The following is a 22145-nucleotide window of genomic DNA, read 5'->3' as shown; positions in this document are numbered from 1 at the left end:
TCCTGCGGGAATTGCGCGAGCCGAAAATCCACTTTGCAACGTGTTCTTCTTTGCAAAGTTAGTTAAGGCCGTGCCCGCGGAAAGCGAAGTAATTAGTCGGAGCATTGCCAATATACATCAAATTTCAAAACAACTACTTGGCTTAACGCAGTCATTGCACTGATTTTATACTTTCTTAACTTAGCACAAAAGCGCAAGCGCCCAAATAGAAAAGTAGGAGCGAGTCAACGGAAGTAAAAGAATCACAATGAGCCTGTGAGCCGATGATGACTTAGAGTAGGGTGATTTGAGAAGTCGCCTCATTTCTGGGCGTTGGAGCTGTACGCAGCTCAACACGCGCCTATTTATCCACATGGTCTAATTTAATCATTTCCTATAATTTCACAGACTACTAGGAAAGGTTGATATAACCAGCCTTTTATACTGACTACTGGTTTTTTAATGTATAAAGTGAAACCTCAATCAGCGGGGTTTTGTTTATCCTCGCTGATTGTTCGTACCACAAGGGGATGATCTAAAGGTCTTTGAAGCAATCGGACATTTACTGGCAGTTGATCCCACATTATCCATATTGATTTCACTTTATTCCTTGAAATGGGGGCTTACTGCCAGTTATATCAATTATATGGGGAATAAATTGTCTAATTTAAGAGCGTATATATCACACACTGAAAGCAAGCTAATACCCTAGCTTTATGTTATTTTATTATTCCTTCTTCTTTTAACTGTTGGATTCGTTTCTTCCCCCAATCATACATCGATTCTACAATTGGTAATAAGGTATAGCCTAGTTCTGTCATAGAGTATTCCACTTTTGGTGGAGTTTCTGGATAGACTTTACGACTAACGATACCATCCTCTATGAGTTCTTTCAGCTGATTGGATAACGTTTTATGAGATATATTTTCAAACAATCGCTGCAAATCACTAAATCGATGTGGACCTTCCACACCTAAATGCCATAGAATCACTACCTTCCATTTCCCACTTAAAATGGAAAGTGTCAGTTCCTTTTCACAATGATATTCGCCATTTTGTAATTTTAATTGTATTTCTTCACGCAATGAATTACACATCTAACAGCGTCTCCTTCTATTTCAACGACGTATTGATAATAAGATAAGGGGAAACCAATGGAATTTCAACTTTTATGATTAAAACGAAAACCATAAATCTACGTGAAAACATGCTCAGGCTTTGGTAATGTTATACGTAATAGGATAAAGTAAAACTTCAAACAGTGGGAGCTTTGTTTATTCCACCACTGATTGTTAGCACCAAAAGGGGATACCTAAAGGTGTTTGAATCAATCGGACATTTACTGGCAGTCAATCACCACATATCCATATTGGCTTCACTTTATTGCTTGAAATGGGGGAGTTTACTGCCAATAGGGAGAAAAATACTTCACATTAATTATTTCATAACCGAGAAACTATTACATGATGATAAACGTATTTTTATAAGAAGGGAGAATACAAGTCAGATAGTAATAATCTTTACTTTAAGAAGGGGAAATGTATGATGTATGAAGGCAAAATTATTAAGTTCTACCGCGAAAGGGCTGGATTAACACAGGAGGAACTGGGAAGAGATATCTGCTCTGCTACCCATATCAGTAAAATTGAGCTTGGACAAACGCATTTCTCAAAAGATATAACGGAATTATTAGCGAAACGACTTAACATATCTATGCATGAGGAAATTCGCACATTTAAAGCCATCCAACAAAAATTAGAGAAATGGCATGAGTCTATTATCATGCAGCAAGAGGAAGAGGCAGATAGCTTAGCAGCAGAGCTAGAAGAAAGTGAATTAATTTATATCTCCGATTACAATAATTTATATAAACTTCTGAAAGCTCGTTTCTTACTTAGCAAAGAAAATGATCCAGGTACATTGAAAATAATCAAAAAATTACAAAATCAGAAACTTTCACCATATGAATCAGGACTGCTTTACCACATTTGGGGCATTTATTATATCCGAAAACAAGAATACCTGAAAGCAATTAATGCATTAAAATCTATTAACAGTCATACATATCAAAACACAGATTATTATTATCATTTAGCAATCTCTTATTACTTTAATAATACAGACCTATTGGCCTATTCCTATGCCGAGAAAGCATTACATTATTTCAAGAGCTCCAATAATTTTCTACGAGTTATAGATACAGAGACATTGCTACTTGTTATCCAAAATAAACATGTACAATCAAATTTCACAGCTCGCTTAAAAAAATACGAGTCGCTTATTAAGAGTTGTGAACTTTGTCATACCGTAACAAGAAAAGCAATTGTCTTACACAATTTGGCTAATGATTATTTTAGAATGGAGGATTATCAGTTAGCTGCCACCTTGTTTAAGGATGCAATGAAAATAAAAAAAGTAAAATCAAAAAAATATTTAAACTCGCTAGAGGGATATATTCAAGCATGTATAAAGGGAAATCTATTAACGAAAGATGAACTGGTGAAATTATCGAAAGAAGGTTTAGCTGTATCTGAGGAACTTAAAGAATTACTCTATAGCTATCTTTTTACTCTTTTACTATACAAATTACAAGAAAAGCAAGAGCAATATTATTCCTATCTTGAAGAACAAGCCTTACCATTTTTCAGAAATTATGGACACGTCTATTCTGTAAACGTCTATGAAAAAGAGCTATTTTTTTATTACGATAAAACAAATCAATTAGATAAAGCAGTCCAATTAGCACATCATATGTTAAGTAATCAGCATTAAAAATCTGCAACAAAAGCGCAAGCGCCCGACTAGAAACGTAGCGACTAGAGCGAGTCAACAGAGAAAAAGGAATCACGGTCAGCCTGCGAGCCGATAATGACTTAGATTAGGACAATTCGTGAAGTCGCCTCGTTTCTGGACGCTGGATCTGGACGCGGCTCAACACGCCTATTTATCAAATGGGCAAATTTTATAATTTCCTAGACTGTAAAAAAGCACTACACTCTCATTTTAGAGATGCAGTGCTTTCTAGTGTATTTATTCTTTTATTCTACTCCAACCGCATCATAAGCCCGATTCACTGCTTCGACTGCTGATGAGTTTTCTCCATATAGATCAGATGCTGCCTGAATTGCCGCTTGACGCATCATACTGAAGTCAGAAGTAGAAGTTAAATATTTCGTTAGTGCTCGGTAGTAGATTTGTTCTGTTTTTTCTCTACCAATTCCTTCTACTGTTACATCGTAATGGTTTCCGCCTTCGGCTACTAAATAAGCTGCCTTATTATTTATACTTGAATTAATATGCACGCCCCCATTGTCTTCTTCTCCAGTATAACGGTCATTATAATGATCTGGATAAGGGCCAGTAATCGCATTTTGTACAGAGGTAGGATCACTCATCGAACGCAGTGCATCCCCTTCAATATCTGGTGTGTAAATTTCCTCACCAATCTGCCAATCATCTCGATCAACCATTGCACCCATTATATCGGATAAAGATTCATTTAATGCACCGGATTCGTTTTCATACACTAAGCCAGCAGTTCTATCTGTAACTGCATGTGTTAGCTCATGGGCAATCACATCAAGTCCACCGGATAGAGGCAAGAAATTACGACCATCACCATCGCCATACATCATTAGCTTTCCATTCCAGGCTGCATTATTCCAAGCTTCTCCGACGTGAACAGAGGAAATAATTTTGGCACCCTCTCCATCAAAAGAGTCACGGTTAAACGTTTCTAAGTAGTAATCATATACCTTTCCAGCATTCACATGAGCATCGACTGCAGCTGGATCATTAAAGTACTTATGACCACTAGTTATTTCTTCACCCGTATACCCTAATAATATGGATAGGAGATGGAAGAGATAGAAGTCCATATTTTGTGCATCAAATGTATGCACACCATCCCCTCGTGTTTCATCAAAAAGAAGGTATTGGTCGTCATCTCCTAAAGCAATCTCAAACTTCTTCTTATCACCAAACACGCCTTTACCAAATCCAGTTACATGATCAATTGCATTTGCTTTATTTATAATCTCACCATTCGTTGCATCTATAAAGTAGTGCCAGTATCCAGGAGCTGGTTTCGACGTTGAAGCCTTTACGAGATACGAAAGATAAAATTTCCCATCATGTTCATAAATGAACTGTTCATTTGTCACCTCTCCATCATAATGTTCTACTTTGCCAATCTCCTGCTCAATGTCCTGCTTGGTAATTTCGACTGCATCCTCACCTGAAATCGAAGCCTTTGAAGGAATGTCCTTCTCTGCTAAATCAGGTACTACTTGACCAAAGTAAGCTTTTACATTGTCATTTTCATCTAAGGTAATGGTATGGTCAGATCCATATATTGGAACCCCGTTATGCTGTTCAATAAGCTTAATGTGATGTGTACCATTTTCATTATCTTTCTCTTCCTCGACCACTTTAAAGTGATCTTTCATATTCCCTTCTAATTTCAATTGCTTGCTACGATACTTAAGGTAGGCAAAAGCAACTTCCTTTTCAGATAGTTTTTTTGCTTTAGCTAAAGTATTCAGCGCTTTCCAGTTTTCAATGATATAAGAAGGCGTATTATATTGTTCATTATATTCTATCTTACTTTTTACATTTTCTTGTGCGAAGACATTAGTTCCCGCTGTCGTAAATCCTCCAAAAGCAACTGTCAGAGCCAACGTTGAAGAAATCAGTTTTCTTTTCAAGACGAATCCTCTCCTCTTTTAATAGATTAATAGAATGAAAAGATAATTACTTTTCTTCACCATCTGTTTGTGTAGCATTAAATGTCCATTCAAGGTTTAATTGATCACCTTGGAAGATGTTTTGGTCCTGTCCATTATCAACAAACTCAAATTCTACCCAAAGCTCATTCGTGTCTCCCACATCTAGACCACCATGCTGTTCCCATAATGGATCCCATATATCCTTTTTCACTACATCTGGATCCATGTTTTTCAACTCATACAAGGTAGTTTCAAAAATTGGCTCGCTTTCTTTATCCCAATTCCACATAAAGTTAACTTTAATATGCTGACCGAAATCGTCGCCTCCATTATCTCCAGAAGCGTCTACCACTTCATAATTAGTTAATAGATTCACAGTTTTGATATCGAGTGATCCTTCATTACCAAGTACAAATTCCTTTACCATCGTGTCTCCTGGCTTTAAATTAGTAATATCAATAATCGTAGTTGGATCAACAGATAAATCCAGTGTACCTGCTGCAAACGTATTATCTGTTACCTCTGTGTCACTAAAATATGCGTAAGTACCTCCAGCAATTAATGATAGCCCCAATGATGCAGTCACCACGCTCATGCCTAACTTTTTCTTCAGACTCATTAAACTTCCTCCCCTTTTATTATTTATTAATCCCCCATGCTTGCAAAACACAAGAGTATTAACCGAATATTGAGAAACATTTACGTAGATTGCTCCTTCTTTGGATCTTCTATTCCTCTAATTGCTTGGAACATGGAAAAGAGTCCGTAGAGTAGCAGGATTACACCTGGTACAATTAATAATACCGCTGTACCTACTTTCGATTTTGCAAAGTTTAAAAGATATCCTACATAAGGAACAGTAAACCCTGTATACTCTCCGATGATATTTTGTGTTAATACAGGCTCCACATCTACACCGTCATTATTGTCACCCTTTGTCGTATATACCTGCTGTTCTTCTGCTTGTTTGACCTCGACAATACGGTGAGTAATCATTTTTTCTTCCTTTGTTCTAAACGTGATAACATCACCTTTTTTGTACATTGATTGCTCTGTTCCTGGTTTGATTGCGATAATTGATCCTGTTTGAAAGGTTGGCTCCATCGACCCAGATAATACGGATTTTATTTGATAACCAAAAATGGTCGATTCTTCTCCTTTCACTTTTGAAGTTATAACCGCAAATGCAAAGATAATGATCATAGCAATTAGCAAACATGACATGAATTTACGTAACAGATGTATCAACTTCTTCACAGTATTTCACCACCTTGATTTACTAATTATTTGGATATTGACACGAGATCTTTGGAGAGATGCAGCCTTTTCTTCGTTTTTTGTTGATTTATTACTTTTTTAGCTAATTCAATGAGTCGATCAGCTTCCTAGATGTCTACCACCTGATTCACATTGGTTTGAGACTTCTGTATAGCTTGTACTCCTTGCTCGATGTAGGTATATCCCAGTTAATTGGCAAGACTATCGTAAATATTCTTGTACCGTTTGTAGTACTTCTGCCATTCGTTGTTTATTTTGTTCTATTTCTCATTTGATTCTATCTTGCTTATGCCCCACTGATTGGTAGTACCACAAGGGGATCACCTAAAGGCCCTTGAACCAACTGGCAATTGATCCCTCACTATCCATATTGGTTTCTCTTTATTACTGGAAGTGGGAGGCTTACTGCCAGTATATCTGGGATAAACAAGTTACTACTTGTAAAGCAGGGATACCTTTAACATATTTCCAGCCTATTGTGATACTTCCGTACACTAACCCGACTTTTCTATAACTAAAACACCTTGTTGCTCTTCTTATTACTTAGAGTACACCTGCAAATCTAGCATGTAAATCGGGGGATTACTATGAAATAGACTGTCGGTTTTACCGATAAAAGAGGGAAAAATGTAGTGGAATATTAGCAAAAAACCGTCTATTTTAATTATTCTAATAATAACACCGATAAAAAAGACCTATATTTTTCCCCCATTCAGGAAATTACTCCTTCTATTCATCTATATCTTTTGAATTATAAATAATCATTGAGCATTTGCAGCAAGAATAAAGGAGCTGTCCAGATTTACAACGTTAAGGAAATTATAATATAAGGTACCACCAACATTTCGCAGAAAATATACGTTAAGAAACGGGAATTTATTTCATCCATCAATTTGCATAAATATCACATTATTTGTTAAATTTTGTTTTTTTGTGCTAATTTTATAAAAGAACAATCACTAACTAAACTAAAGGAGAGGTTTTATTTGAAAAATACATTTAGTATTATGTCATGGGCTCTAGTTTTGAGTTTTACCTTTTTATTACCCACCTCTGGAAGTGCAGAAGTTAGTTCTACAAAGAGCATAGAAAAGTTTAGTGAAATTAAAAATGCTGAAAAAATAATGGAAAGAGCATCTAAAGGGGAAACTGATTTAGATGTTGAAGGGATTGGTGTAAACAAATACACCAAAGAGGTTACAACATCAAAAGGTAATATCATTGAATATGATGTTACCGAATATATGACTGCGCAATTAATAGAAAAAAGAACCATGTCTAATGGTGACAACTCTGAAACTTATGCAGTTAATTTAATCGCCAGTTACGATGGCTCTCGTGGAGATAGTAAATGGGATGACTCATATGGCGTTCGTGCATCCTCAACAATATATATTGAGAAATCTACCTATTCCGGTACCGACTATTGGAGATTGATTCGATCTGAAGGTGGTTGGGATAGACAAGATTCAAGTCTTACCTTAACAAATCCTTATACAATCCAAGGTACCGTAGGGCAGAGTAGGGATGAGCTATACGAAAATCAAACAATAAATCGTGACATTAGTTATGCAGGTAGTTATGGTTTTGATGCTCCTTCGTATTGGGAACCTGTTAACTCGAAAGGTGTTTCAGCATGGGCTCCTCACGTCGGAGAAACCAGTCATGTAGATATATATAGAACTGACCCAAGCAATTCCTGGCATTTATCTCTAAATAATGAATATAAATAAAACATGAAATGACTAATATGGAATTGGTAGGGGTTATTTATGAAAAAGTTTTGTTTCATAATTATTTTAATCAGCTTTTTATTTGCTGCCTGTAATGAGTCAGAAGAGAACAAGGAATATGCTAGTTTTTTATCTGACGAAGAAGGGAAATATGCTTTATATGTGGTTTCTGATGACGCAATTACTTTTGAGGAGCTACAAGAAAATGATATAAATAACGTAAAGACTTTTACTCAAGAAAAAACAATGGAAGATGCAAGATTGGAAGAAATAGAGGAAGCTCCTACGTTTATAGTATTTGATACAAAAGACAAGGTTTATAAAACTAACAATAGAGATGATTTATTTAAATTTCTGCAAGAACATTAAATCATTTAAGGTATTCGGAGTATAGTATTGAAAGCCCTATTTAATAAATTAATGTTCATAGCATCGTAAATCGGATAATTGTGTGTAAAATCATAAATTGCATGTAATATCATTTATTTTTTCTGTATCCATGAAACTGATTAACTTTTAATGTAGTTTTCGTTATGAAAACTTTTACTTTCGAAATCATAATTGTATTAAAATATCTGCAAATTTAAAGAATCACGTCCAAGTTTTCACTTGGGCGTTTTTACTTTTTACGCTGGACATGACCAGTATTAATGAGAATAATGTATGATCATTTCTTCAGCTTGGTTAAATTCATTCCAATTCGACTTTTATAAAGGAATACTTGATGGTTGACTCTCCCCTAAGAGGATAGCTTATAGTTCCTTTTATAAGAAATAAGGAGGGAAGAATATGTATGAACTAACTGTAAACGATGTTAGCAAATCATTTGCCAAAAAGGTAGCCTTAAATAATGTATCTCTTAAAGTGAGAAAAGGTTCTATCTTCGGACTGATTGGTCCAAATGGTGCAGGGAAATCTACTTTGACCAGTATATTAGCTACTTTGACCTTGCCAAATGAGGGTACTGTCGAAATTTCGAATTTAGATGTTGTTTCCAAGGTGAATAAGGTTCGAAAAAAAGTTGGCGTCACTTTCCAACAAACAACTGTATTTTCGACAGGAACAGCTTGGGAAAACTTATGGATTGCCGGAAAAATGTATGGCATGAGTACTACAAAAATAATGGAACGTGGAGAACACCTGTTAAAGCAATTTGATTTGTTTCAGGCATCCAACGATTTGGTTGATACTTACTCAGGTGGTATGAAAAGAAAATTGGATATAGCGATAAGTCTACTTCATACCCCTGATATCCTTTTACTAGATGAACCCACAGCCGGATTAGATCCAGAGTCGAGAACTACTCTGTGGCAAATAGTTACAAAAATTTCTCAAGATGAAGGAACGACAATTTTTGTAACGACACACTATTTAGAGGAACTTAATCACCTAGCAACTGAAATTGCATTAATCAACAATGGAAAGATACTTGATATTGGGACGCCAAAAGAGCTGATCAATAAACTTGCTGCTGATCAAATAGAAATCCACTATCGCAAATTGGATTTGGCCAACATTCATAAAATAGAAGCATATATTTCTAACCTAAAAGAGATAGTTCGTCATGAAATAAAACCAACAGTATTAACAATTATGACGAGTCATGGACAACAAATTTTATCTGAATTACTGAAATACTTAATTCAAAGTAATGTCGAAATTAAATTTAGTGAATTGAAGCAGGCAACGTTAAATGACGTTTATTTAGCAAACTTTAATGAGAAGGAGGCAGAACTATGAATAACATGGCATTCGCTTTATTATTAGCAAAAAAGAGGCTAACACCGCTAATTAAAAATCCAATAGCAATTATCATTTCAATGTTCCAGCCATTGATTTTCCTAGTGCTGTTTGGCACGATATTTTCAAGCATATCTTCCGTTAGTGGGTTTGAAGAATCCAATTATGTATCGTATATTTTACCAGGAATTTTGATCATGAATGCTCTATTTGGCGGAATATATCTAGGAATGAGTACATTAGATGATATGAGAGAAGGAATATTTAACCGATATTTAATCGCCCCAAAGAATAACTTGATTTTCATCATTGGTGATTTAGTCTACATTTTCACGTTTCAATTGATCCAATCCACTTTGCTAATAATTATTAGCTATTTTATGGGATTTAGACTCCCAATGGGAATAGTTCCACCAATTCTTTTTCTTGTTACACCAGCATTATTCTCATGTTTAATTGGAGCTATTTCAATTGGAATAGCCGCTCTGACAAAAAAGCACACAACAATGATTACAGTCATGCAGTTTTTCTCTTTTCCATTGATTTTCTTGTCTTCTGCCTTTATGCCGACCAATTTATTGCCAAAGTGGATAAGTATTCTATCAAAAATAAATCCAGTTGACTGGGTAGTTAGAGCATCACAATCCACTTTCAACCATTCGCCCGCAATCAGCTACTATTTATTAATTATTTTATGTGTCGTTATAGCTACTTCCTTTTGTAAATTCACATATGATGTTCAAAGAAAAAAGTGAAATAAATGTGTTGACTCTTACCTTAGAGGATACTTTAGTATAAAGAGCATTGAAAGGAGAAGAAAAAATGTTTACCGTTCATGAAGTTGCAAAACTAGCTCATACAACAGTAAAGACTTTACACCATTATCACAAAATAGGTCTTTTGATTCCGGAGCAAACGACAGAAGCCGGCTATCGCCTATATGGAAAAAAAGATTTAGAACGATTACAGCAAATACTTTTTTACAAAGAATTGCATTTTCCTCTCAAGGAAATTAAACAATTATTAGATGGCGAAATCAACAGGAAAAATACGTTGATTCAGCAAAAATATTTACTAGAACAAAAAATTGATCGTTTTAAAGGTCTAATCAAAACAATCAATTCCTCTCTTAAAAATGCTAAAGAAGGAGTCGATATAGATATGGAAACTATGTTTAAAGGTTTTGAAACTGAAGAAGAATGGCAAGAAGTCTTAAAAGACCAAAATGAACACTTGAAAAAAGAATATGACTTTGACTTGTCGAATAAAACAATTGATGTGGAATCAATGAATGACTCTGCCATGGAAGCACAGTCATTTAATGAAGATATGATTCAGTTCTTACAAGATGGTTTCTCTCCGAATAATTCAAAAGTTTTGGATCGTGTAAAGAAACATTTAGCATTTTTAGAAAAAAAAGATCATCCATCAACACCGCAAGACTTTCTAAATCAAACAGAGCATTTCATCGTTGACGACTTTCATAGAGATATGCTTGAGAAATGGCAAGTGGGTTACACTTATTTTCTAAACAAAGTAGCAGCTAGTTATTTGTCAAGTATTAAATAGAACCAATACCAAATAACACAAATGGATGGTATTCATTTGTAAATTTTGATTCCCTTACATCTGATTCGACCAAAGATATGATATTTACGAAATCCAAGGGCTGTTTCGACAGCTCTTTTTGAATTTCTTTCTATAATATAGGTAAAAATGAAGTATTCTAAAAGGAGAAAATATAATTAACCTACCAAACTTAAAAATTCTTGATATGAAAGAGAGTAAATATGATTATAGATTCCTAGTAATTCGTTCCGTTACTAATAGACTAATAAATTGGATTCAAGAAACCAGTTTTGAAAAGACATTCACCAATGTTGCAGACGATATAGGCGTTGACGAAAAAGCTGTACGAAACAACTTTGTAGTTGAGCTTGAAGCTCAAACAGATATTAGAACTCCTAAATGGCTTGGTATTGATGAAGTGCATTTACTCAAAAACTATCGTTGTGTTATCACAGACGTTGAAAACAAATATCAACTCGCCTGTATCTGTATCTAAATTCCCTGTTGGTTCATCGGCTAGTAACCAACTTGGTTCATGTACTAATGCACGGGCAATTACTACACGCTGCTGCTGACCTCCTGATAGCTGTGAAGGTAAAGCATGGAGCTTATCAGCTAAACCCACTTGTGATAATAAAGACTCTGCTCTTTCTTTTTTGTTGCAGGAAACTTTTCGTGAAAACAATGGAGACATTACATTTTCTAGGGCTGTTAATGCAGGTAATAGGTGAAATTGTTGAAAGATAAAACCAATATGCTCAAACCGAAAATCGGCTAACCTGTTTTGACTATATTTATGAATAGATTCGTTTCTATAGATTATCTCTCCTTCTGAAGGCACATCCAGTGCTCCAATCAAGCTAAGTAATGTCGATTTCCCAGAGCCTGACGGTCCAACAATGGCAACAAGCTCTCCTTCAACAAAACAGGTATTAATTTTCTCCAGAGCAAATGTTTCCACACCATCTCCTTTAAAAACCTTACTTACATTTACACATCCTAACTTCTGCACTTCATTCCCTCTATTTTTTATAATTTTCAATATATTTAAACTATAGCACAATTGCCTTAGGAATATATACATAGGGCGAAAATTTATATATAAAACGATTCATCATTACAAGTTATTAATTGATATTACAATTAATAACTTGTGTAATGAATTATCCGGTTTTACAATACTAGGATTCTTTACTTAATAGTTTCCCCTATTTCATTTGTTAATGACGAAATATTAATACAATTATCAAAGTTAAAACTTAACTTAGGTCTATTGAATCAAAATTTAGATATTTCTGTTAATTAACTTGAAAATATTTGTTATAACAAATATGATAGATATACACCAAAACATGCATGTTGGATTTTACAAAACTATGAAAGCGCTTCTCATTATGTATTTTAAAAAGAGAGGGAGATTATCGTAGTGAATCTATTAAAACAAGCAAACAAGTTTTTCATTTTTTTCATCTTTGGTTTACTCGTCTTTACAAGCATGCCAACACAGAATAGTTTCATTCAAGCAGCAGAGACAAACGATTACAAAATTATTGGCTACTATCCATCATGGGCAGCATATGGTAGAGACTATCAAGTATGGGATATGGATGCTTCGAAGGTAAGTCATATCAACTATGCATTTGCAGATATTTGCTGGGATGGTCGACACGGAAACCCTGATCCTGCTGGACCAAATCCACAAACATGGGCATGTCAGGATGAGAATGGCAATATGGACGCCCCTAATGGAACTATTGTAATGGGAGATCCTTGGATTGATGCCCAAAAAACAAATCCAGGTGATAATTGGGATGACCCATTAAAAGGAAATTTCAAGCAACTTATTAAACTAAAAGAACAAAATCCCCATTTAAAAACTCTAATTTCTATTGGAGGATGGACTTGGTCGAACCGTTTTTCAGATGTAGCTGCTGACCCTGTAACAAGAGAGCAATTTGCCAATTCAGCAGTTGACTTTATTCGAAATTATGGTTTTGATGGCGTTGATATTGACTGGGAATATCCTGTTAGTGGTGGGCTACCTGGAAATAGTACACGTCCAGAAGATAAACAAAACTATGTATTACTTCTCCAAGAGGTTCGTGAGAAATTAGATGCTGCTGAAGCAGAAGATGGAACAGAGTATTTACTTACTATTGCTTCGGGTGCAAGTAATGAATATGTTGAAAACAATGAACTAGGTCAAATTGCAGACATTGTGGACTGGATTAATATTATGACGTATGACTTTAACGGTGGATGGCAAACACAAAGCGGTCATAATGCACCTCTTTATTTTGATCCAGCCGCAGAAGCTGCAGGTCTTCCTAAAGCAGATACCTTTAACGTACAAAGCGCTGTGACACGACATATAAATGATGGAGTTCCAGCTAATAAGTTAGTTTTAGGAACACCGTTTTATGGTAGAGGTTGGAGCGATTGTGATGCAGCTAATAATGGAGAATATCAGAATTGTTCACCGGCAACAGAAGGAACTTGGGAAAATGGCACTTTTGACTTTAGCGATTTAGAAGATAACTATATAAATAAGAATGGTTACCAACGATATTGGAATGACAAAGCAAAGGTACCTTATTTATATAATGCTTCAAACGGAAATTTTATAACGTATGATGATGAAGAATCCTTTGGATATAAAACAGATTTCATTAAGTCTGAAGGACTTGCAGGCGCTATGTTTTGGGACTATAGTGGAGATGTAAATCAAACGCTAGTGACTACATTGGCAAACAACTTAAATTTCACAGGTGATGGAGGAGATCCAAATCCACCTGCATTAGCTCCGCAGAATGTTAATGCTAGTAATGTAACAGCGTCTAGCATCGATCTATCATGGGAGGCTCCTACAGAATCTTCTTCTATTGTGGAATATGTCATTCAATTTAATAATCAAGAAATATCAACAGCATCATTATCTACAAAATTAGAAAACCTACAGTCAGGTACTTCTTATACGATTACCGTTTCTTCAAAGGATGCGGATGGAAAGCTTTATTCAGCCGCCCCATTGACTGTCTCTACAAGTGATCAAGGAGGAACATGTGATTATCCTGCTTGGAATGGAGGAGACACGTACGTTGGCGGAGATCGTGTACAACATAATGGCAATATATATGAAGCCAAATGGTGGACAAAAGGCGATGAACCAGGAACAACTGGTGACTGGGGACCATGGAAGGTAGTTGAGAACTGTAAGTAACCCTCAGTAATCCCAATCCATCCCACGGAGCAATTCTCCGTGGGATATTTTTTATTCCGCATATAACTGGCAGTAAGACCCCCACTTCAAACAATAAAGAGAAACCAATATGGGGAAGTGAGGATAAACAAAATCTCCACTGATTGAAGTTACACATCACAGACCTTTACAAGAGAAGACCTGCTTGATGCAATTTGGCCAATGGTGCCACCAACAGATAGGACAGTCGATGATCAATCAATCGTATTAGAAAAAAGTTAAATCCCCTATCTAGATGGGTGTGTATCGAAACTGCTTAAACTGCAAAGACCAATACATCAGAGTCCTCTACTAAACGGTGCAGAAGTATCCTCCAATGTGAACATGCTTTTTTACAAATATCATTTGTGATGCCTTTAAGTTACTTGAGGATCATCAGGCAGTATTCGGGTTTGAGCTTGATTTGTCGAGTCGCCTTTACCTTCATTTCATGAATGGCTATTTTAAATGGCTTTTAAATGCGGAAGAAATCTCCTTTTGGAAAAATACACTACGTGTTATTCCCTTCTTTACTAAAGACAAAAATTTCTATTGTCTATACTTTGCACCGAATCATTATAAAATCGGGCATTTTAACAATAAAATCGCTTCCCCTATATAGCTTATGAAAGATATTTCTAATTAACATTTATGCATAGAGATCCGATATAGTAAGTGACATCGAGGGAGGATTTTAAATGGTAAAAACAATGAAGATATCAGAATTACTTATAGGTTATAAGAATAAGGAATTCTCACCTACTGAAATAACAAAGCTATTTTTAGAGAGAATCGAACATGTGAATAAGAAATTAAATGCCTTTATTACTGTTTCTGATGAACATGCTTTAAAACAGGCTAAACTTGCGGAAGAAAACTGGATGAAGGGTTATCAATCATCTGTTTTGCAGGGGGTTCCAATTTCTTATAAAGATTTAATTAATACACAAGGAATTAGAACAACAAACGGTTCACATATAGATAAAGCATACTTTCCCCAAGAGGATGCTTATGTTGTACAGAAATTAGAAACCGTAGGAGCTATTAATTTGGGTAAAAATAACTTACACGAATATGCTTTTGGTATCACTTCTTCCAATCCATTCTACGGCAGTGTAAAGAACCCTTGGAAAACAGATCATATCCCTGGCGGTTCAAGTGGTGGATCAGGAGTAGCTGTAGCTGCTAACTTAGGTCTTGCTTCGATTGGAACAGATACTGGTGGGTCAATTCGTATCCCTGCATCTGCATGTGGTGTAGTCGGCTTAAAACCTACCGTTAATAACATAAGTACAAAAGGAATCAAGGGTATTTCTTGGTCATTGGATCACGTTGGTCCATTAACACAAGATGTAACTGACTTAGCCATTATCATGGAAGGATTAACCGACCGTCGATATAGCGAACATTGTAAAAGTGATATTCGTGGTATGCGCATTGGTGTACCTACTAATTTCTTCACTGACCACGTGGAACCCGAAATTACAAAAGCCTATCAAAACAGTTTACTTGAGCTAGAAAAGCTTGGTGCTATTTTAATTGATATTGAACTTCCATTTGCTGAGGCTGCAAGCAACAGCGTTTTTACCATTGCTTTAGCAGAAGGTGCATCGATTCACGAGACTACGCTACACACACAACAGGATGACTACGGAAATGATGTAAAAGCTCACCTACTAAATGGCACAGCAATTGGAGCTACTGACTATATCAAGGCTTTAAATATACAAAAAGAAGCTATTAATCAGCTTGATCATGTATTAATGGATATTGATTTGATAGCTACGCCAACATTACCTGTAAGCCCTAAACCAATCGGAATTGAACATGTTGAAACAGATGGATTGGAGGAAGATATTTTCACATGTATGACTCGATTTACACGATTATTTAGTTTGACAGGACATCCAGCCTTATCCATTCCTGTGGGTACAACAACTGATAATCTACCAATCGGTCTGCAATTGGTTAGTAAATATCATCAAGAACCATTATTAATCCGTGCAGGCTTCGCTTTTGAAGAAGCTTGTCTTTCTGATTTTTATAAGCAGCGATCCTTTATCGCAGAAAACATATAGAATGGAGTGAAATCATGCAAACATCAATTCAAATTGATTCAGAAATCCTTAAAAAGGTAGTAGAGCTTGGACCATTAATCAAAGAGCTTTTGCAAAACGAAAACATCCTAATCGGCATCGTCGATTTAGAAAAGTATTTATACTACGCTCCAGGCACAACCTTGGATGCCAAAGTAGCTATTGGTGATCCTTTTTTTGAACATGACTTGTTTGGTCAAGTAATTAAAAATCGTAAACGAACCGTTATCAAAACACCACCCGAATATGGGGCACCATTTAAAGGCGTAGGTATCCCCATTTTTGATAACAATGAAATCGTTGGCTGTATTGGTATTGGCATTAGCTTAGATCAAGAATATGAATTTCTTGAGATTATTCAATCATTGGAAGAGCTAGCAGATAATGTACAAGGAAAAGCCCATACGATGCTTTCACAAACAGAAGAATTATCCGCAACCGTCCAACAAATAGCCGCCCACTCGGAAAATGTGGAAAAAAATTCGGGTGAAATTCATGATGTTACTGGATTTATTAATAAAATCTCCGAGCAATCAAATTTACTCGGGCTTAACGCTGCGATTGAAGCAGCAAGAGCTGGAGAACATGGCAAAACCTTTTCTGTCGTTGCTAAAGAAATACGGAAAATGGCTCAGGATTCCTCGGAAGCTACCGATAAAATCAGCAATGTATTAGCAGAGATCATGTCAAATATTGAACAGACTACTGAGCAATTATCTGATATAGCTCAAGCAGTTCAAAGTCAGGAAGGAGAAGCAGAAACCTTCTCACAAATGACGGAGGAATTAAACGAAATGACGAATAAGCTTAAGAAGCATATTGAAGTATTAACAAATAACTGACAATGAAAAAAGCGTCCCTACAGAATAGTATGTAAGGACGCTTTTTTCTTATTTTCTTTACAGCAAAGATTATTTTCCTACTAACACAAAGACATTCTCGTCTGGTGCTTGCATAACCGTAACATGACCACGTAACGTGAAACTTCAATCAGTGGGGGTTTTGTTTCCCCACTGATTGTTCGTACCACAAGGGTATGACCTAAAGGCTTTTGAACAATCGGACACTTAACTGACAGTCGATCGCTCACTTATCCATATTGGTTTCACTTTTTTGCTTGAAATGGGGCCTTACTGCCAGTTATGTATGGGATAAAACCTTTTTACTTCAGCTTCTTAATTTGCTTATCTATGTTTTCGGTTTTACTCTTCTTCTCATCTTTATCTAAAGCGTCATTAGCTTTAATCAGCTCTTTTTCTTTTTGTAGACTTTTTATTTGCAGGTCTTTATTTTTTAATGCCTTGGCAATTTTAAGTGCCTCTTTCGGTTTATTTATTTGAATATAACTATGAGCGGCTAAAGATTTTGCCCGGTTATTATCAGCGATTTCCTTATAAATTTCCAATACCTGCTTATAGTCTTTATTTAACCACGCTTGCTCTATCTTAACTTGTGGTTGATCCGATTTAATAGAAAGAATTTTTTGATTTGCTTCCTCATTATTAAGGGCTAATAATTTTACCACTACTTCCGCCTCATAAGACTTGTTCAAATCTAAAGCCTTGGACAAGCTTTCTAATGTATTCAATTGGATATATTGTCCTGCCAGTACCTTATTAGCATTCTCATCAAGTGATTGGACATTTTCCAATGCAGCTATGGCTTCTTCCGTCTCACCAGAAATAACGAACTGATATCCTTTGATTATTGCTTCTTTCTGTTCTAGTTCTTTTTGTAATGTTTTATTCTCATCCTGTTGCTCATCAAGTTCACTAGTCGTAGCGGAAGCAGCCTTCGTGCTTGGTACTACCTTGCCAACATAGACAAATAGCATTCCTAATAAAATACCAACAGTTACACCGATAATTAACGATTTTCTTTCTACCTTCAGTTTAGAACGATTTAAGGATGGTAATTTTTTTGAAGCTATTTTTTCTTTATCTTCAAATTTATTCGTAATAGGTTGTTGATTCACCTGAGAAGGTTCCAGTGCCTTTCTTAATTGCTCTATTGAGGCCGCTGCTTGAATACGCTGGACTATATCTTGATCAATTGCATGTGTGGCCGTATTACCAGTAGTGAATAAATACAAAAATACATTTTTTAAATCTTGAAGTAATTGGAATGATGTATATTCCTCAGGTGGTAATACAGATCGTATACCTCGATGGGCAAATTTTATGTTTCCCTCATTATTAGCATAAATATTATCTGGATGAACTAAGGTTGTGTATTGTGTTCCAAATAAATTGTCCACCGTTAATATACTACGTGCTAATTTACATTTAAATTCCCTATTTGATGATACATAACTAGTTAAGGACTTGAATCCATGATCAATTTGATAATGGATTTGAACCATCGATTCTTCAATATTATATTGTCTGCAGGTTAAAAATAATTCACTGTCTCTTTTTAACTCTTCTAATTGTTCATCTGCTAAAATATTCGTCTTTTCCTTCGCTATTTCGAAGGTTACAGTATCCATAGTCTTCCTTAAGCTTCCATCTTTTATTTCAAATCGGTCAGTCACCATATCACCCCTTATTTCTTATTAGCCAAACTTTTTCGTCCGCTCTCTCCAAGATAATTTTACTTTTTTTAGTGCAGCTATTACATGTTCAATGGAATTAAATCGTTTCTCAGCATCCGTCTCTGTCAACTTCAAAATAACCTTTACAAAGGATTTTGGAGCGCGCTCATTTAATATACTTTTATTCGTTATGGTATATATATTTTCTCCATCAGAAATGAGATAAAATAATGTAGCACCTAAAGAAAATAAATCAGAGCGTTTATCAATAACACCTTTCTCAAATTGTTCCGGTGCAGCAAATCCTATTGTACCCAAAGCAGATGACCGTTGTGATTCATTTTCAAAAACGGAAGTTCCAAAGTCTATTAAATGAATGGTATTATCCTTCGTTAATAAAATATTAGAAGGCTTTATATCTCGTATAACAATAGAAGGATGCTTCCTGTGGAAAACCTGGATGATATCAGCTATCTTCCTGCCAATTTCGAGTACTTCATCCCATTGAAATCTTCTATTCCTTTGTTCTATGAAATCAGCTAAATTCGTACCATTGAATTTTTCCATGATAATTGCTTTATAATGATCCTGAATCGTTACAATATCAAATAATGTCGGAACATTCGTATGATCGATAGCTGCTAATATTTTCGCTTCATTGGTAATTTGATTCGTAAACAATGTCGTAGGTTGTTTAACTACTTTTAATACTGCTATTTGTTTTTTCGGACCTACAACTTCATAAAGCTGCGATGTTCCGCCTTCACGAAAAAAGCTTTTTACTCTGTATTTGCCATTAATACGATGATTCTTGATAACCTTCATGACTCATCTATCTTCCTTTACGTCCCAAAATAAGAACAGATACATCATCATGGTAGTTCGCATCTCTTGCCAGATTACAAAAATGCTCCGCTATTTTTTGTAAGGAATGTTCTCTTTCTAAACCCTCTTGAAATTGCTTATGGAGATCCTCCTTTGTAAACAAAGAGTATAGACCATCCGTACATAAGATAAAATGTTCTTCTTCCGAACATGCGTTCATAGAGACAAATGGATCTATTTCTCCTTTAACTCCCATACACTGTGTTAATAAGTGAGACTTATCATCCTTCTCTGCTTCTCTTTCCGACAAGGCCCCATTCTCCACCTGCATTCTTGCCCAAGTATGATCTTTAGTAAGCTGTACAAAACGCTTGGACTGCTCCAAATCAATAGTGTCGTCACTTTCCTCTAAACGAATAGCTATTGTTTTTCGCACTCGATAAATTCTCGTATCACCTACATGACAAATAAGATATTGATCACCCACAATAATTAGCACACTTAATGTCGTTCCTAAATGATGATCTTCTCGTTTACCTATATCGATTAGCTTTTGATTAATTACATGAAAGATACCAGCTATTGTGTCTTGGCAATCTTCTAAAAAACGTTCTGAATTATCATGTTTAATCAGCTTAGTTCTCCACCATTTTAAGATATAATTGGCGGCATAGAAGCTTGCTATATCTCCAAACGTATGCCCCCCCATCCCGTCAGCAGCAATTAAAATATGCGCTTCTTCATTCTGGTTAAGATAGCTCGAAGTATATTCAATATAATCTTCATTTATTTTTTTATCTGGACCTTTCATCGTAAATAATCCAAAATCAATACCCTTCGTTGCATTCATTATTTAGACACCCTATACGAATAAATTATCTTACCAATTTGGATTTCATCTTCATTTTTTAATTCATGTATTTTATATGGAATAATCTTTTCTTCATTAATATACGTACCATTTTTTGATCCTAAATCTTTAATACCATACGTGTCTGAAAGTTTAACAAGCTCAATATGTAAACGAGAGACACCTACACTTTTTTCCACATAATCTGTACCTTTTTCAGCTCTACCAATAATATAGTTATCCTTTTCTAATTCAATACTTTCATCAGCTTCTTCTCTTTTAACAAGAAGATAATTCTTTACTTTCGGTAACTTTTTACCATGTAGCTCCTCTTCATCCAATAGCATGGTTTGATCTCGTTGATTAGAGGATATGGATGACGTATCCGTAGTTAACGCTTCACTATTTGTATGTAGCGTAGAAGCAGTTTCACTCTGTTGCGCAAAGACTTGATTAACTACTTCCTGATTGTACGAAATAGCGCTATCTTGTTGTGCTGGTAAATCATTCGTATGTTCTGACGTAGCTTCACTCGTCTTCTTCGCTATAGTCGACTTATTCTTACGCTGTTTATTTTTGACTCTTACTTCCTTCTCTATAATGGTAGGCTCTACACCTGGACGCCAAACTTTCCAATATACGTACACACCCGCAATTACTCCTACACTTAAAACGGATGAAACTCCGAACATAATTGAATTTGGACTGCTTTCATAAAGCTTCCATATAACTGCCAAGGCTAAGATCCCTATTAAAATGGAATATGTTTTCATCTTACTAGTAAGCGGTGGTAATTTTTTCACTTTTTTCATGATCGTTGTCTGCTGATCTTGCTCGGCATTCGCATCTTCATTCTCATTATTTATTGATTGCTGCTGCTGTGTCCCTTGTAATTGACTTAATAATTGCTTAAGTCCTTGCAAGCTAAAGCCAGGGTCTTTAATGTAGCTGAGAATCATCTTAAATTGAACACCTTTTAACCCCTGTACTTCACTAGCCATATTCAAGATTAATTTTTTCAATTCCTCATACATCGATGGCTTATTCGCTATTTCATTCACTGGTAGATATGTTAAGTACACTTGATGATATCCATTGCCAATATAAATAAAATCTTCATGCAAAACATACTGCTGATCATTCAGCATATAATTGCTTGAATCTTGTAAAGCCTGAATAATATTTATAAACAAGGCATAGTACTCTTGCATTGTTAATGGCTTTTCTTTCACAATTGGCCGTAACTTTCTCAAGCCTTCAATTCGATAGTATACCGTACTACGACCATTGATGTCTTCAAAGCTCATCGGAATCAATCTTGGAATATGATTAGCTTGAATCATTTTTAATTGCAGGCTATCAAAATCTCGTTGTTCAAACCCTGTTTCTTTCGTTTTTCGTAGTTTCATATACATTCCATTTGCTTGTTCATAAGTTATATGAAACTGATAAAGTTCACTCATATGAAATTCTCCCCCTTAAGCCAAATACATATAATAAAATGAAGTTACAACACCTGGTATTACAGCATAAATAAATGGAAAACGATTAGAAATGTTATTCTTAAAGTCGTCCAG

The 22145-nt window shown here is 35.5% G+C and carries 18 protein-coding genes; 9 read left to right on the top strand and 9 right to left on the bottom strand.

Annotation, left to right across the window (positions count from 1 at the left end):
- Window positions 1-698 precede the first annotated feature (698 nt).
- Window positions 699-1076, bottom strand: a complete 378-nt coding sequence (locus tag JUJ52_RS18730; protein ID WP_121604583.1) for a winged helix-turn-helix transcriptional regulator — start codon at window positions 1074-1076, stop codon at window positions 699-701.
- Window positions 1077-1524: 448 nt separating this feature from the next.
- Here JUJ52_RS18730 and JUJ52_RS18725 point away from each other — a divergent pair, with 448 nt between their 5' ends.
- Window positions 1525-2751 carry a helix-turn-helix domain-containing protein gene (locus JUJ52_RS18725; protein ID WP_166530369.1) on the top strand — a complete coding sequence of 409 codons (1227 nt, stop codon included), beginning with the start codon at window positions 1525-1527 and terminating at the stop codon, window positions 2749-2751.
- Between the two features lie 266 nt (window positions 2752-3017).
- Here JUJ52_RS18725 and JUJ52_RS18720 read toward each other — a convergent pair whose 3' ends face one another.
- The 3 genes from JUJ52_RS18720 to sipW all read right to left on the bottom strand — a co-directional run bounded on the left by JUJ52_RS18720 (window position 3018) and on the right by sipW (window position 5963).
- Window positions 3018-4685 carry a M4 family metallopeptidase gene (locus JUJ52_RS18720; protein WP_205389587.1) on the bottom strand — a complete coding sequence of 556 codons (1668 nt, stop codon included), beginning with the start codon at window positions 4683-4685 and terminating at the stop codon, window positions 3018-3020.
- A gap of 46 nt (window positions 4686-4731) precedes the next feature.
- Window positions 4732-5325, bottom strand: coding sequence for a CalY family protein (locus JUJ52_RS18715; protein WP_026683215.1), 594 nt, complete (start codon window positions 5323-5325; stop codon window positions 4732-4734).
- An 80-nt stretch (window positions 5326-5405) separates the two neighbouring features.
- A complete protein-coding gene (sipW, locus tag JUJ52_RS18710) occupies window positions 5406-5963 on the bottom strand; it encodes a signal peptidase I SipW (RefSeq protein ID WP_318279823.1) in 558 nt (185 codons plus the stop codon).
- A 1007-nt stretch (window positions 5964-6970) separates the two neighbouring features.
- Here sipW and JUJ52_RS18705 point away from each other — a divergent pair.
- The 5 genes from JUJ52_RS18705 (at window position 6971) to JUJ52_RS18685 (ending at window position 11026) form a co-directional block, all read left to right on the top strand.
- The gene (locus tag JUJ52_RS18705) at window positions 6971-7717 is read left to right on the top strand and encodes a hypothetical protein (protein ID WP_205389586.1); all 747 of its coding nucleotides are present in this window, start codon (window positions 6971-6973) and stop codon (window positions 7715-7717) included.
- 39 nt (window positions 7718-7756) lie between these two features.
- Window positions 7757-8086 carry a hypothetical protein gene (locus tag JUJ52_RS18700; protein WP_026683212.1) on the top strand — a complete coding sequence of 110 codons (330 nt, stop codon included), beginning with the start codon at window positions 7757-7759 and terminating at the stop codon, window positions 8084-8086.
- A gap of 420 nt (window positions 8087-8506) precedes the next feature.
- Window positions 8507-9457 carry an ABC transporter ATP-binding protein gene (locus JUJ52_RS18695; RefSeq protein WP_205389585.1) on the top strand — a complete coding sequence of 317 codons (951 nt, stop codon included), beginning with the start codon at window positions 8507-8509 and terminating at the stop codon, window positions 9455-9457.
- The gene (locus tag JUJ52_RS18690; RefSeq protein WP_026683210.1) at window positions 9454-10212 is read left to right on the top strand and encodes an ABC transporter permease; all 759 of its coding nucleotides are present in this window, start codon (window positions 9454-9456) and stop codon (window positions 10210-10212) included. The genes JUJ52_RS18695 and JUJ52_RS18690 overlap by 4 nt, the downstream gene beginning before the upstream one ends.
- A 67-nt stretch (window positions 10213-10279) precedes the next feature.
- Complete coding sequence (locus tag JUJ52_RS18685; protein WP_026683209.1) at window positions 10280-11026, top strand: MerR family transcriptional regulator; 747 nt, start codon at window positions 10280-10282, stop codon at window positions 11024-11026.
- A 424-nt stretch (window positions 11027-11450) separates the two neighbouring features.
- On the opposite strand, the gene JUJ52_RS18680 is transcribed toward JUJ52_RS18685, so the two are convergent.
- Window positions 11451-12038, bottom strand: a complete 588-nt coding sequence (locus JUJ52_RS18680) for an ABC transporter ATP-binding protein (protein WP_051388482.1) — start codon at window positions 12036-12038, stop codon at window positions 11451-11453.
- Between the two features lie 483 nt (window positions 12039-12521).
- On the opposite strand from JUJ52_RS18680, the gene JUJ52_RS18675 reads away from it, so the two are divergent.
- From JUJ52_RS18675 to JUJ52_RS18665, 3 genes are all read left to right on the top strand, one after another.
- Window positions 12522-14246, top strand: coding sequence for a glycosyl hydrolase family 18 protein (locus tag JUJ52_RS18675; protein ID WP_121605857.1), 1725 nt, complete (start codon window positions 12522-12524; stop codon window positions 14244-14246).
- A gap of 716 nt (window positions 14247-14962) precedes the next feature.
- Window positions 14963-16342, top strand: a complete 1380-nt coding sequence (locus JUJ52_RS18670) for an amidase (RefSeq protein ID WP_226983618.1) — start codon at window positions 14963-14965, stop codon at window positions 16340-16342.
- Between the two features lie 14 nt (window positions 16343-16356).
- The gene (locus JUJ52_RS18665) at window positions 16357-17202 is read left to right on the top strand and encodes a methyl-accepting chemotaxis protein (RefSeq protein ID WP_026683206.1); all 846 of its coding nucleotides are present in this window, start codon (window positions 16357-16359) and stop codon (window positions 17200-17202) included.
- 320 nt (window positions 17203-17522) lie between these two features.
- Here the strand turns inward: JUJ52_RS18665 and JUJ52_RS18660 are convergent, their stop codons facing one another.
- From JUJ52_RS18660 to JUJ52_RS18645, 4 genes are read right to left on the bottom strand one after another with little or no spacing between them, the layout of a single operon-like run.
- Entirely contained in the window at window positions 17523-18893 is a 1371-nt protein-coding gene (locus JUJ52_RS18660; protein ID WP_205389584.1) for a type VII secretion protein EssB/YukC, read from the bottom strand.
- A 21-nt stretch (window positions 18894-18914) separates the two neighbouring features.
- Window positions 18915-19718 carry a serine/threonine-protein kinase gene (locus tag JUJ52_RS18655; RefSeq protein ID WP_205389583.1) on the bottom strand — a complete coding sequence of 268 codons (804 nt, stop codon included), beginning with the start codon at window positions 19716-19718 and terminating at the stop codon, window positions 18915-18917.
- Between the two features lie 7 nt (window positions 19719-19725).
- Window positions 19726-20568, bottom strand: a complete 843-nt coding sequence (locus JUJ52_RS18650; protein WP_205389582.1) for a PP2C family protein-serine/threonine phosphatase — start codon at window positions 20566-20568, stop codon at window positions 19726-19728.
- Window positions 20568-22031, bottom strand: a complete 1464-nt coding sequence (locus JUJ52_RS18645; RefSeq protein ID WP_228089104.1) for a DUF6382 domain-containing protein — start codon at window positions 22029-22031, stop codon at window positions 20568-20570. Before JUJ52_RS18645 ends, JUJ52_RS18650 begins: the two co-directional genes overlap by 1 nt.
- Between the last annotated feature and the right edge of the window lie 114 nt (window positions 22032-22145).

The sequence above is a fragment of the Virgibacillus sp. AGTR genome (genome assembly GCF_016919725.2).
GTDB classification, from domain to species: domain Bacteria; phylum Bacillota; class Bacilli; order Bacillales; family Amphibacillaceae; genus Virgibacillus; species Virgibacillus salarius.
Note: the sequence above shows the minus strand (reverse complement) of the source record. Positions and strands in the feature narration are given on the sequence as shown.